9 protein-coding genes are annotated in these 13,832 nt (G+C 65.6%); 2 read left to right on the forward strand and 7 right to left on the reverse strand.

Features of this window, described 5'->3' with window-relative positions; genetic code table 11:
* The first annotated feature begins 336 nt into the window (after window positions 1-336).
* Entirely contained in the window at window positions 337-1,875 is a 1,539-nt protein-coding gene (locus JS536_RS00560; RefSeq protein ID WP_214355385.1) for a metallophosphoesterase family protein, read from the forward strand.
* A 7-nt stretch (window positions 1,876-1,882) separates the two neighbouring features.
* On the opposite strand, the gene JS536_RS00565 is transcribed toward JS536_RS00560, so the two are convergent.
* Window positions 1,883-4,168 carry a PASTA domain-containing protein gene (locus JS536_RS00565; protein ID WP_214355386.1) on the reverse strand — a complete coding sequence of 762 codons (2,286 nt, stop codon included), beginning with the start codon at window positions 4,166-4,168 and terminating at the stop codon, window positions 1,883-1,885.
* A gap of 728 nt (window positions 4,169-4,896) precedes the next feature.
* On the opposite strand from JS536_RS00565, the gene JS536_RS00570 reads away from it, so the two are divergent.
* Window positions 4,897-5,754 carry a FadR/GntR family transcriptional regulator gene (locus tag JS536_RS00570; protein ID WP_214304260.1) on the forward strand — a complete coding sequence of 286 codons (858 nt, stop codon included), beginning with the start codon at window positions 4,897-4,899 and terminating at the stop codon, window positions 5,752-5,754.
* Between the two features lie 303 nt (window positions 5,755-6,057).
* Here the strand turns inward: JS536_RS00570 and nagB are convergent, their stop codons facing one another.
* From nagB to JS536_RS00600, 6 genes are all read right to left on the reverse strand, one after another.
* Window positions 6,058-6,870, reverse strand: coding sequence for a glucosamine-6-phosphate deaminase (gene nagB / locus JS536_RS00575; RefSeq protein ID WP_214355387.1), 813 nt, complete (start codon window positions 6,868-6,870; stop codon window positions 6,058-6,060).
* Window positions 6,871-6,922: 52 nt separating this feature from the next.
* A complete protein-coding gene (locus JS536_RS00580; RefSeq protein ID WP_214355388.1) occupies window positions 6,923-7,891 on the reverse strand; it encodes a dihydrodipicolinate synthase family protein in 969 nt (322 codons plus the stop codon).
* A 181-nt stretch (window positions 7,892-8,072) separates the two neighbouring features.
* Window positions 8,073-8,906, reverse strand: a complete 834-nt coding sequence (locus JS536_RS00585; RefSeq protein WP_109056933.1) for an ATP-binding cassette domain-containing protein — start codon at window positions 8,904-8,906, stop codon at window positions 8,073-8,075.
* Complete coding sequence (locus JS536_RS00590) at window positions 8,903-10,978, reverse strand: dipeptide/oligopeptide/nickel ABC transporter permease/ATP-binding protein (protein ID WP_109056934.1); 2,076 nt, start codon at window positions 10,976-10,978, stop codon at window positions 8,903-8,905. Before JS536_RS00590 ends, JS536_RS00585 begins: the two co-directional genes overlap by 4 nt.
* Before the next feature lie 2 nt (window positions 10,979-10,980).
* A complete protein-coding gene (locus JS536_RS00595; RefSeq protein WP_221339831.1) occupies window positions 10,981-11,937 on the reverse strand; it encodes an ABC transporter permease in 957 nt (318 codons plus the stop codon).
* Between the two features lie 282 nt (window positions 11,938-12,219).
* Window positions 12,220-13,788, reverse strand: a complete 1,569-nt coding sequence (locus JS536_RS00600; RefSeq protein WP_214304257.1) for an ABC transporter substrate-binding protein — start codon at window positions 13,786-13,788, stop codon at window positions 12,220-12,222.
* Window positions 13,789-13,832 lie beyond the last annotated feature (44 nt).

Genomic DNA, 13,832 nt, shown 5'->3' on the forward strand with positions numbered 1-13,832 from the left:
TAATTGCAGGACGAACCGTCGGCGAAGCCGACTGAGGGGAGTCCTCGTCACCTTACTGGCGCAGCTCCCCTCAGCCCGCTCCGCGGCCAGCTCCCCTCAGAGAGGGGAGCCTTTTTGTTGGGCTCTGTTCAGCCATGATTGATATGCATACTCAGGGACTACCCCTCAGTCGGCTTCGCCGACAGCTCCCCTGACAAGGGGAGCCAAGATAAGGAGCATGTCAATTGCGATTGAACAGAGCTTTCCGTTTGTCCCTGAAAACGCCAGGCAACATCCCTGTGCCGGTACTGTGAACACCCGCCCGTCCACCGCACCGCTCTCCTACACTGTGTAGCCATGACGAGCTTGCGATTCCACGAAGACGGCAGCTTCCGCGTGCTGCAGATGGCCGACGTGCAGGACGGTCCCGACGTCCGGCCAGACACCATCCGCCTCATCCGCGAGGCCATCCGCGCCTCCGACCCGGACCTTGTGGTCTTCACCGGCGACCAGATCCGCGGCTACGACCCCGCCTACATCGACACTTTCCTGCGTCGTCGCGGCGAGGAACCCGGTGCCCGCGTACGCGCAGTCACCGAAGTCGAGGCCAAACTGCGCGGCATCAAGCGTCACCCCGTCATCCGCGAGGCCGCAGGCAAAGCGGCCGGACGCATCGCCGACCGACTGACCGAGGCCGGCCGTCCCGTACCTGCCAAAATCAGCGCAATCGCCGGAATCGCCAATGCCGGCACGGCCCCCGCAGATGCACCGGCGGGCTCCGACCCGGCGTCCCCGTCCTTCCCCGAACCCGCAGCCACAACCACACTCGCCCCGGACGCCCCCGCCACCATGAACGAGCTCATGGACCAGACGCGCGAGAAGGTCCGCCGCACGTTCTCCGGATTCCTCGGGCCCATCGTGGAGGCCGGTGTCCCCTTCGCCGCCACCTACGGCAACCACGACTTCCAGTGCGGCATCCTCGCCGACGAGCAGGACGACATCTACCGCGAGTTCCCCGGTTGCCTCAACCCGCAGGACAGCCTGGAGCCCGGCACGTTCGCCCTGCCCATCGAGTCGTCGGACGGCTCGGGCCGCGTGGCCATGTCCGTCATGATGGTCAATTCCGGTGATTACGCCGGCAAACCCGAGGAAAACGACGCCCAGTACCCGGCATACGTGGTCAACTCCCGCGGCCTCGATCTGGCCGATGCTGACGGCTACGGCACTCCCTCGCCCGAGGCCATCGACTGGCTGCGCAACGTCCAGACCGAACTCGGCGAGCGCAACGGCGATGGCAAGCCCGTGCCCGCCATCGCCTTCCAGCACATCCCCCCGCAGGAGTTCTACGACTGCCTGAAGGAGGCGCCCGCATGGACGCCGAATTCGGTGGAGGGCGCACGCACCCATGCCGGCCACTGCTACGTGCTCGACCACACGGTCTGCCGACCGGGCTCGCGCCTGGGCGAGGCCATCGGCTGCGCGGACGAGAACGTGGGCGAGGTGAGCACGCTGACCGAGGCCGGCGGGTACTTCGCACTGTTTTGCGGGCACGACCACAAGAACGCCTTCGTGGGTCATGTGCACGGCATCGATCTGGGATACGCGCCCACCTGCGGCTTCGAATGCTACGGCCCGAAGTCGCGCTACCGCGGCATCCGCCTGTTCGAGTTCCACGAAAGCAATCCGGCCGGCTACGTGACGCGCATGCTCACGTGGGGCGATCTGGTGGGCCGCTACTCCAGCAATGAAGTGCGCGTCTGGTTCGAGGACCACTGCATCACCGACGCCATCGGCATCCGCAACGAGCTGCGACGCCCGCAGGTCTTCGCCGTCCTCGCCGGCGCCATGAGCCTCGGCTTCATCGCCATCATCCACTCCCTGCTCAAGCAGCGGTAGGGCGCGCTTACACCAGGTTGCTGTAGAAGGTTTCGCCGGAGCCACTGGTCTCGTTCACCAGCGCCGGACCGGGCAAGGCGCTGGCCTGTCTGTCCGAACCGAAGTATCCGACGCCCCAGCCTTTCATCGCGTCGCTCAGGCGCGACACGGCGTATCCCTTGGGGTAGAGCGTGAACTCCCCGCATGGCGACATGCCATACGGTTCGGTGATGGTCACTTTGGCGCCGTTCTCGTCGTACGAGTCGCCGACGGTGCCTTTGATCTTCAGTCCTTTGGTGTCGCACTGCAGGGTATAGGTGCCGTCGTCGTTCTTCTTGGCCGAGACGAATCTCCCGGAGAATTCCGACTGGCTGCGGGTGCCGCGCGGGTATTCGCTGCCACCGCCGCCCAGGTCGGTGTCGATGTATGTGCCTTCGAACGTGCCGTCCTCGTGAACGGTCAGGCTGGTGCCCCAGCCGCCGACACCGGATGAGAAACCGTATTCTTCGGCGGCTTCCTTCATCGCCTCCTTGAAGACCTTGTCGGCAGCCGTATTCGATTTGCCTTGGGCGGTGCTGGACGAACCGCTGGATGAGCCATCGGAATCCTTGGCGCCTTTGACAGCGAGGTTGGTCATGGAGTCCCAGTCGTAGTCGCCGGTCTGATCGACCAGGTAGTAGGCGGTGGCGTCGCTCGCGGCGGGCTTGAATTTCACGTCGTTGGTGTCGTCGGTGGATGGCACGAACGGGTTGTCGCCCACGTTTTCCTTGGTCACCTTCACGCTGGTTTGGTCGTACAGCGCGGGGTCGCGGTAGAGGATGAACGTGCGATCGCCGTCCACGGCCTTCTGCTTGCCGGCGGCCTTGACCGCGTCCGCGTCGAAGTAGCCGCCGTCCTCTGCGGCCTTGATGTCAGCGCCGGCCGCCACGTAGACGAACAGATCGTTGGCCTTCATCTCGTAGGTGGCGCTGCCGTCCCAGCCATCCGAGTCGGAACGCGCCGACGGCACGCCGTTACGGCAACCATCGAACCACGTCGAAATCATCTGCCCGCCGCACATGGCGCCCTCGCCGCCGCTGCCGAAGTCGAACATGCCCCAGTTCTTGGTGATGAGGCGGTTCTTGGAACCACCCTCGTATTTCTGCCCATCGGAAGTGATATCGATGGAGCAGCGAGCCACGTCCCCGCCGTTTGAGGCGAAGCATTGGCTGACCTCAGTGCCGTCCGATGAGTCGCTGCCAGCCGAGGAGCCCCATGTCTGCGAGATGGTCGTATCACCATAGTCGTTCTCGCCGGCGCTCAGCGTCATGCAGTCCTTGTCGATGTCGGTGATGGTCGCCTTGCAGTACGTGCCGGTGATGGCGTCGCTCATCATGTACAGCGTGCGCGCGCCGGGCTGGGACCGGCCGGACGTGTCGATCATCAGATCGTTCACGCTGCCGGCGTCCACGCCCTGATACAGCGTGATGGACTCGCCCGAAGTCGTCGGCGAACCGGGTGCGGGATCTGCGCCGATCACCTTGCCGACCATGTTCTCGGAGGCGAAATGCCGCTTGACGGTCACGTCATAGCCCTGCGACTCCAGCTCGGAACGCACGTCGGCCGCATCCTGCCCCACGATGTCCGCGCCGATGCCGTCGCCCTTGCCCGCCACGCCGATGTAGATGCCCTCGTCGCGCTTGTCTTCGGGCAGTCCGGTGCCGGCGGCGGGGTAGGTGGCCACCACGGACCCTTCCGGCATGCGCTTCGTATCGTTGACGATGACCTTCTTGTAATGCACGGGTACGCCCATCGTGTTGAAGGTGGACGTCACCTGTTCGGCCTGCTTGCCGATGACGCCTTTCGGCACGCCCGGTCCGGCCGATTCCTGCACGGTGATCACCGCGCCTTTCGGCATGCGCGCGCCCGGCTGGGTGCCCTTGTATCCGACGAACGAGCCCTCGGTTTTGCCGGAGAACACCTGCTCGGTCCGGGCGCCGAAACCCTTGGCCTTGAGCGCGGCGGTCACATCCGAGGCCTTGACCTCCGCCGACTGTCCGTCGCCGGTGTCCGATGCCGCGACGGTGATGGACGCGGGATCCGGCAGCGAGCGACCGCCCCACAGTTCCGCCTTCCACGTGGCGAACAGCGCGATGCCGGCCACGACCAGCACGGCCAGCAACGCCGCCAACAGCAGCACCATCCGATCCGGTTTGGCCGGGGCCGCGGCCGTCGTCAAGGCCGCAGTGCCGGCAGGTGCGACGGGTACGGTAGTCGCCACGACACCGGAGTGGACCACCGGACCGGACGGCGTGGCGGCAGTCACGGGAGGCATCGGGACACCTGTACCCGCAGGCGCGGGAGCGGCCCCGGAATTCGCCGCCGGCCGGCCGGGAACGGACGCGGTCTGCGGCAACGGAACCGCACCGGGCGCCGGAAGCCGCACACCGGATTGGCCGGCCGGCGTCGTCGCTCGTCCGCCTCGTCTCAGCGGCGCCCCGCACCCCACACAGAACTTATTGCCGTCCTTATTGGCGGCACCACACCTCGCGCAGAACATCCTCGGTCTTCCCTCTATCCGAATGGTGCAATCGCGCACCATTCTAGTGCGCCGCGGTTTCCTGCGGCTCCGCGGGGGCCCACGAACGCCCGCGGACAACCGCGTCCACCGCGAACACCAGCAAGCCTCGGCGCCGCCCTAGCCCTAGCCCCAGCCCCAGCGTCGGCCCATAAGAAGCCCGGCCAACCCCGCGCGGCCGCGATGCATTCATGATACGATAGTAGTTGTCAGATGTCTGATAACTCAGCGTAGAGCCATCACTCAGAGACCGGCGCGGATCCCACGCACTTGAGACGGCACCCGCACATGTCAGCACCGGACACCCCCGACAAGCACCCCGCACCCCCTATCGGGCCGGACCATATCGCAATGGGCACAAAACCGCGCCAGTACCGGCGTTTCGCACTATTGTGGTTGGCAAGACCCGCCGGGGAGAACGGCTTTCATCAACCGCGGCGGCAACGTCACGACCCCGCAAGGACGAACAAGACAAGGAGCGTATCATGAGCAACCCATCCGGTCCGGCCGCACTTGAGACGCCGACCCAGACCGGGGAATCGACCCAATCGCACAACGATGAGGCCCCATACGAATATACCCAGCAGGAACTGGCGTTGCTGGCCCGCCTGTCGCTGCAAAGCACATCATCCGTCGTCCCCCCGCGCAGCCGTTGCGACGAGACGATGGACGCCATCAAGTCCTACATCCTGCACGAGCATCTGCAGCCCGGAGACGTGCTGCCGACCGAGGCGCAGCTGTGCAACACCATCGGCGCCTCCCGTTCCTCGGTGCGCGAGGCGGTGCGCAAGCTCGAGGCACTGAACATCGTCAATGTGGAGCATGGCAAAGGAACCTTCGTCGGGTCGCTGTCCTTGGACCCGATGGTGGAGACGCTCGCCTTCCGCTCCATGGTGTCCGTGGGCAAGAACTTCGCCGACCTGCAGGATGTGGTCCAGCTGCGGCGGTTCCTTGACCTCGGTTGTGCCGACGAGGTGGTGGCGTCGCTGGCGAACAGCGAGCAGCCGCATCTCATGAAGCTCGCCGATTCCATGACCGCCACCGCGAAGGACGGCAAGACCTTCCTCGCGCTCGACATCGAATTCCACATGGGCATCCTCGATTCGCTGGACAACACCATCGTCAAGCAGATGGTCCGGTCGCTTTGGCTGGTCCATATGGCGGTGCTTCCCCAGCTCGGGCTGCCGGTCTCCAGCGAACTCGACCGCACCGCGTCGGCCCACCGCCGCATGCTCGACGCCGCGCTGGCGGGCGACGTCGAGGCGTATCGCAAGGCCGTCATCGACCATTACGAGCCCATCGAATCCATCCTCAAGCAGCGCATCGAAGACGGCGACGAATAACCCATCCCTTCCTCCAAATCCAAGAAGGCGGGGTCCGTTCCGGGAACATTTCCGGAACGGACCCCGCCTTCATTTGGGAGGAGGGAAGGAAACGAATAGGCTCTGTTACACCAAGATTGACATACCCCCTATTCTTGGCTCCCCTTGTCAGGGGAGCTGTCGGCGAAGCCGACTGAGGGGTAGTCAGACATGGATTCATGTCAATCTTGGTTTAACAGCGCCAACGAATAAGACCGAAGGACCACCCGGCTCCTTTATCAGAGGAGCCCTCAGCCGCATGTCCGACTGGGGGGCGGCCGATAACTAGATGCCCTGCCAGGCCGGCTTGTGCTCGTACGAGTACCGGTAGTAGTCCTTGTGCCTCAGCCTGGAGGCCGCCGCCTCGTCCACGATGATCGTGGCGTGCGGGTGCAGCTGCAGTGCGGACGCCGGGCAGAACGCCGAAACGCCGCCCTCCACGGTCTCCGCCACCGCCTCGGCCTTGCCGGCGCCGAACGCCAGCAGCACCAGATGCCGTGCCTTGAGGATCGTGCCGATGCCCTGCGTGATGCAGTGCGTGGGCACCTGCGCGAGATCGTCGTCGAAGAACCGCGCGTTGTCGATGCGGGTCTGCTCGGTCAGCGTCTTGACGCGCGTGCCCGAGGCCAGCGACGAGCCGGGCTCGTTGAAGCCCACGTGACCATCCGTGCCGATGCCGAGGATCTGCACGTCGATGCCGCCGGCCGCCTCGATCGCCGCGTCATAGGCCGGGCCGGCACCCGCGATCCGTTCGCCGTCGGACAGGGGCGCGCCTTCCAGGATGTCGCCGGGCACGTGCACCTTGGCCGGGTCCAGTCCCAGCGGCTCGACCACCGTGCGGTGGATCGTCGCATGGTAGGACTCGGGGTGGGTCAGCGGCAGGCCGAGATACTCGTCCAGCGCGAACCCGCGCACCTGCGAGACGTCGATGGATTCGGCCTCGACGATGCCGAGCAGCGCACGGTATGCGGCCAACGGGCTCGACCCGGTGGCCAGTCCCAGCACCGCGTCCGGCTTCGCCTTAATCAGATCGGCCACACACCGGCCGTAGATCGCGCCGGCTTCGGCTTCGTCCTTGACAATGATGACTTCCGCCATGGGGAAATTCCTTTCTGGTTCGGGTCAGTTCAGGTCAGTTCGGGCCAGCCGCTCAGGCCTCGACGATCACGGTGGAGGCGCTGACCTCCTCGGCGGTGCGCACCGGCTCCAGACCGCATTCGCGCAGCACGCCGGCCACGGCCTCCACGTTCGCGCCCGTCAGCGCACGCACCGGGTTGGGCATCTGGTTGGTCTCGAAGATGCCGAGCAACGCCATGGCGGTCTTGAACGCGCCCACGCCGGCACCGAATCCGGAGACGCCGGAGGTGACGTTGACGATGTTCATCAACGCGGCGAGCTTGTCCTGCTCGGTGCGCACGGTGGCCCAGTCGCCGGCCTCGTAGGCCTGCCACATGCGCACATAGCCGGTGCACTCCACGTTGCCCAGGCCCGGCACGCTGCCGTCGGCACCGGCCATGTAGGCGCCGTCGACCACGACCTCCTGACCGGTGAGCAGCACCAGCGGATGTCCGGCCTTGCGGTTGGCGTCGCACAGGAAGCGGAAGGAGACGTCGTCGTTGGAGGAGTCCTTGACGCCGGTGAGCACGCCGTCAAGGCCGAGACGGATGAGCAGGTCACCAGGCAGCTTGACGTGCACGCACACGGGGATGTCGTAGGCGAACAGCGGCAGGTCCACGGCCTCGTGGATCAGGCGGAAGTGGTTCTCGATCTCGGGCAGGCCGCCGAGCGCGTAGAACGGTGCGGTGGCCACGATGGCGTCCGCGCCGAGTTCGGCGGCGACCTTGGCGTGGGCGATCACGCGCTCGGTTTCGGTGTCGATGCAGCCGACAAGCACCGGCACGCGGCCGGCGGTGAATTCGATGGCGGCTTCGATGATCTCACGGCGGCGTTCGTCGGTGCTGAAGGCCACCTCGCCGGAGGAGCCGAGGAAGAACAGGCCGTTGACGCCCGCATCGACGAGACGGTCGATGGAGCGCTTGAAGCTGGCGCGGTCGAGCTGGCGGTCAGCGGTCAGCGGGGTCACGACCGGAGGGATTACGCCGCGGAAAGTGGTGTTCATGATGGTGGTTCCTTGTGTGTCTGTCGCTTCGTTGGAAGACGTTTGGATGGGTATCGATGGATGAATCAATCGGTCCGGCGGCCGCGTGGCGACCGGACCCGCGCAGGGACGGCCCACCGGCGGGAATCATCGACGATTCCCGCCGGCCAGGCCCTGCGTCTGCGTCAGATGCGCCGGACGCTCAGATGCACTCTTCCGGAGTCGGATGCAGCAGCGATGGCGCCGCGCCCAGCAGCAGCTTCGTGTAGTCGTCCTGCGGGTTGTTCAGCACATCCTTGGCCTCGCCGTGCTCGACGATGGTGCCGTGGTTCATCACCACGATTTCGTCGGAGACGTAGCGGACCGTCTGGATGTCGTGGCTGATGAACACCATCGACAGGCCGAGCGACTTCTTCAGGTCGGACAGCAGGTTGAGGATCTGCGCGCGCACGGACACGTCCAGTGCGGAGGTCGGCTCGTCGGCGATGATCGCGTCCGGGTTGAGCGAGAGCGCACGGGCGATGGCCACGCGCTGGCGCTGGCCGCCGGAGAGCTGGCCCGGCAGCGCGTTCAGCGCGGACTTCGGCAGGCCGACCATGTCGATGAGCTCGTAGGCGCGCTTGCGGCGGGCCGCCGAGTCACCGAGCTTATGCACCACGAGCGGGTCCATGAGCTGGTCCTGCACACTCATGCGGGCGTTGAGCGCGGTGGCCGGGTCCTGGAAGACCACGGAGACCACGCGGCCGATGTCCATGCGCTCCTTGGCGGTGCGCTTGGTCACGTCCTGGCCCTTGAAGAACACATGGCCACCGGTGACGGTCTGCAGGCCGCACATCACGTTGGCCGTGGTGGACTTGCCGCAGCCGGACTCGCCCACGATGCCGATCGTGCGGCCGGGCATGAGCTTGAGGTTCACCTTGTTGACCGCCGTCACCTTCTTCGGGTGGAACAGCGTGCCGGCGCGTGTGGTGAACACGACTTCGGCGTCCCTCAGCTCGATGATCGGGGTTGCGTTGCTGTTGGTCTTGCTGTTCATCGCTGTGCTCCCTTCAGGGCTTCCGCGGCCTCACGCTCGGCCACTTCCGGCGTGGGCGCGAACCAGTCGTAGGTGAAGGCGGGTGCGGGTGCGGGCTCCGGGTCGTCAGGCAGGCAGGCCACCATGTGCTGGGTGCCGGGCACGCGCTTCATGACCGGGTGGATGTCGAGTCCGCGGTCCGGATGCGAGGAGCGCGGCGCGAAGCGGTCGCCCTTGGGGAAGTCCGCCGGCGAGGGCACGGTGCCGGGCACCTGGTGGAGGCGGCCCTGACCGGCCTCGATGGAGGTGACGGAGCCGAGCAGGCCGCGGGTGTACTCGTGGCGGGGATCGGTGAGGATCTCCTTGGTGGACGCCTGCTCGACGACCTGGCCGGCGTACATGACGGTCACCGAGTGGGCGACCTTGGCCACAAGCGCCAAGTCATGGCTGACGAAGATCATCGCGAAGCCGAGCTTCTCGCGCAGCTCGTTGAGCAGGTCGATGACCTGCTTCTGCACGGTCACGTCGAGTGCGGTGGTCGGCTCGTCGGCGATGATGAGCTTCGGGTCGCGGGTCAGGGCCATGGCGATGAGCACGCGCTGGCGCTGTCCGCCGGAGAGCTCGTGCGGATAGGACTCCAGCGTGCGCTTCGGGTCGAGGCCCACCAGTTCGAGCAGCTCCTCGGCGGTGCGGGTGCCGCCACGCTTGGTCAGCTGCTTCATCTGCGCCTTGATGAGCATGGACGGGTTGAGGCTGGAGAGCGCGTCCTGGTAGACCATGGCGATCTCATGGCCGCGCAGGGCGTTGTGCTCCTTGGGGCTCATGCCCACCAGGTTCTTGCCGTCGAACAGGATCTCGCCGCTGATCTCGGCGCGCGGGTCGAGCAGGCCCATGATGGCCAGCGAGGTGATGGACTTGCCGCAGCCGGACTCGCCCACCAGGCCCATGGTCTGTCCGGCGCGCACGGCGAAGGACAGGTGGTCGACCACGTTCACGTCGCCGTGGCGCGGGAACTTGATGCACAGGTCGCGCACCTCGATGACCGGCTTGGCGGTGGACAGCGGGATGAAGCGGTCCTTGCGCTTGAGCTCGGCCTCACGCAGCTGCTCGAGGCGCTGGTCGAGGCTCTCCTTCTGGGCGGCGTAGGCGGCCACCGGATCCACAAGCAGGCGGTCCTCCTTGCGGCTGAGCTCCTTGCCCTCCTCGCTCTGCTGGATGGGGGCGGTGGGGGCGGCCACCATGGCGTCGGTGATGCCCTCGGACAGGATGTTGAGGCACAGCACGGTGATCATGATCGCCAGGCCCGGGAACATGGCCTGCCACCAGTAGCCGTAGAGCACGCCGGCCTTGGCGGAGGACAGGATGTTGCCCCAGGTCGGGGTCGGCTCGGGGATGCCCGCGTTGATGAACGACAGGGACGCCTCGAACACGATCGCGTCGGCCACGGAGAGCGTGGTGAACACCATGACGGGGGCCGCGATGTTGCGCGTGACGTGCTTGAAGAGGATCCACGGGGCACGGGCGCCGGAGACGATCACCGCACGCACGTAGTCCTTGCCGTACTCGCTGATGATGTTGGCTCGCACGATGCGGGCCACCTGCGGCACGTACAGCACGCCGATGGAGATGATGATGCCGATCATCGACTGGCCGAGGATGGAGACGAACACCGCGGCGAGCGCGATGGTCGGCACGGACATGACCACGTCGATCAGTCGCATGATGATCTCGGACACCCAGGTGCGCGAGACGGCGGCCACGGCGCCGATGATGGAGCCGACGACCAGGGCGAACGCGATGGAGCTCAGGCCGATGACCAGCGAGTACCGCGCGCCGTAGATGACGCGGGAGAAGACGTCGCGGCCGAGGTTGTCGGTGCCGAACCAGTGGTCGGCGGTGGGGGCCTGGTAGCTGAGGGTGATCTCGGTCGGGTTGTGCGGGGTCACGACGGACGCGAAGATCGCGGCCAGCGCGAGCACCGCGATGACAATGACCGAGATGCGCGTACCGATGGTCATGCTCGACCAGCGCTTGACCCTGACCTTGGTATTGGGCTTGCTGAATTCGCGGGTTGCGTTGTTGCTTCCGAGCATCGTCACACCGTCCTGATTCGCGGGTTGATGAGGACATAGAGCAGGTCGACGATCACGTTGACCACCATGAAGGCCAACGCCACGACCAGTGCCACGCCCTGCACAAGGGTCGGCTGGTTGTTGTTGATGCCGTCGAACATCGCGGTGCCCATGCCGGGCAGGGCGAAGATGACCTCGATGACGATGGCGCCGCCCATGAGGTAGCCGATCTTCATGCCGAGCATGGTGACCGGGGTGATCAGGGCGTTGCGGAACACGTTGCGGGCCACGACCACGCCCTTGGGCACGCCGGCGCCGATGGCGGTGCGCACGTAGTCCTTGTCGAGCTCCTCGACCATGGAGGTGCGGATGATGCGGGTGAGGGAGCCGGCCACGGGCAGACCGAGCGCGAAGCTGGGCATGGCCATGCGGGCCAGGTATCCGGTCGGATCCTGGGTGAAGGCGGGCAGGTCGCCGGCGCCGGGCAGCCAGGCCATCTTGATCTGCAGCGCGTAGATGAGGAGCACGCCGAGCCAGAAGGACGGGGTGGCGATGGCGATGATGGAAACCACGCGGATGGCCTGGTCGACCCAGGTGTCGCGGTAGAGGGCAGCCAGCACGCCGAAGATGACGGCGAAGACGATGGCGATGAGCAGGCCGATGAAGGTCAGCTGGAGGGTGATGGGAAACGCGGTGGCGATGCGGCCGCTCACCGGGTCCTTGTTGACGCCGTAGACGCCGAGGTCGCCGCGCAGCAGGCCGCCGAGGTAGGAGAAGAACTGCTCCCACCAGGGGCGGTCGAAGCCCATTTCGTGGCGGTAGGCGGCGAGCGCCTGCGGGGTGGCGTTCTCGCCGAGGGCGGCGACGGCGGGGTCGTACTGGGAGAAGGACATCAGGAAGTAGACCAGCAGGGTCACTCCGAATGCCATGAACGGCAGGGCGATCAGTCGTCTGCCGAGGAGGCGTAGCAGGTTGTTCAATGGGACTCCCTTGTCGGATTGTTCAAGACAGGTGATTCAGGGTGATTCGGGAATGGCATGCGGGCCGGTACTCCATCGGGCTTAAACCGCCGCATTCCTTTCCTCGGCTCCCCTTGTCAGGGGAGCTGTCACGAAGTGACTGAGGGGTAGTCGGAACCCATCGCATCAGATCCGAAGACCAGCTCGATGAACGGCATGGCCCTCCCGCCTCGCGGACGTTCAGTGGCCCGCGGGGACGGGAGGGCCGTTCGATGATGGTGGGTTTTCGCTACCGGCGGGACGTTACTTGTTCAGCTCGGCGTTCACCAGGTTGATGCCGGTCGAACCGATGGCGTCGACGCTCTTGAACACGCCCTTCTTGAAGGCGGTGGTCGTCTGACGGTGGAACAGCGGGTAGAGCGGGACCTCCTCGCTGAGCAGGTCGAAGCACTGGTTCCAGTAGTCCTGGCGCTCGTCGTCGCTGGAGGCGTCCAAGGCCTTGTCCATCAGCTCGTGGAGCTCGGTGTAGCCCTCGGAGCCGTTCCAGAAGGTACGGGTCTTGGTCCAGGCGTTGTCGCCGTACCACCAGTTCATCAGCAGGTCGGGGTCGTTGCCAAACACGGACGGATCGCCGGGGGCGAGCACCATGGAGAAGTCGGCGTCTTCCTTGTCGGTGATGTTCGGGTAGAGGGCGGAGGACGCCATCGACTGGATGTCCACGGTCATGCCGATCTCGGCCAGATCGTTCTTGATCTGCGGGGCCAGCTGGGTGATCCAGGAGTGGTCGGTGGTGTAGAGGGTGAACTTGAGGTCACCGGTGACGCCGGCCTCCTTGAGCAGTTCCTTGGCCTTCTCCACGTTCTTGGTGTAGACGTTGCTGGCCTTGTGGTAGTTCGAGAAGTTCTCGGGCAGGAAGCTGGTGGCCGCGGTGGCCTGGCCGGACATCTGGTTGTCGATGAGCTTCTGGGTGTCGATCGCGTAGAAGACGGCCTGGCGGACTTCCTTCTTGTCGAACGGGGCCTTCTTGGTGTTGAACATCAGGAACGGCAGGTTGAAGCCCTGCACGGTCTCCAGTTCGGAGCCGGAGGATTCGAGGGTCTTGAAGGCGTTGGCGGGGACCATCTCCATCACGTCCACCTTGCCGGCCTGCATGGCGGTGACGCGGGCGGTGTCGTCCACGGACACGTTCCACACCATGTGCGCGGCCTGGGCGGGGTAGTCGCCGTTGTACTGGTCGTTCTTGTCGAACTTGACCTGCTGGTCGGTGATCTCCGTGTACTTCCACGGGCCGGAGCCGATCGGCTGGGCCTTGAGGTCCTCGTCGCTCATCGAGGAGGGGACGATTTGGATGAGGGCGAGGCGCTGCTTGAACATCGGGAACGCGCGGGTGAGCTTGAAGGTCACTTCGGTGTCGGACTTGGCCTCGACGGAATCGATGAAGTCGAGCATGGAGATGTACAGGCTGCCTTCGGCGGTGGTGCGCTTGTAGGAGGAGACCACGTCGTCGGCGGTGACCGCCTTGCCGTCGGAGAACTTGGCTCCGTCGCGCAGGGTGACGACGTACTCGGTGTCGGAGACCTGCTCCGGCTCACCGGCGGCGAGCGCGTTGAACACGGAGTAGTCCGTGTAGTTGAGCGCGTACAGCGGCTCGGTCACATGCCAGTTGCCGGCCATGGCGAGGGCGCTGGACGTGGTGGACGGCGAGAAGTCGCGGGTTGCGTACGCGACCTGTGCGGTGATGGTGTCGGCCACCGCCGTGCCGCCCTTCGCCGTGCTCTGGGTGTTGCCACCGCCGCCGCATCCGGCGAGCAGCATGAGGCCCGCGACGGTCGCCGCCACGGCAGCCTTGAACTTTCCATTCTTCCTGATCATTGGTTCTCCTCGTCGTTGAGTGAATGTAGGACCATCGTTCGAAG

The organism is Bifidobacterium sp. SO4, assembly GCF_018555355.1.
Classification (GTDB): Bacteria; Actinomycetota; Actinomycetes; order Actinomycetales; family Bifidobacteriaceae; genus Bifidobacterium; species Bifidobacterium miconisargentati.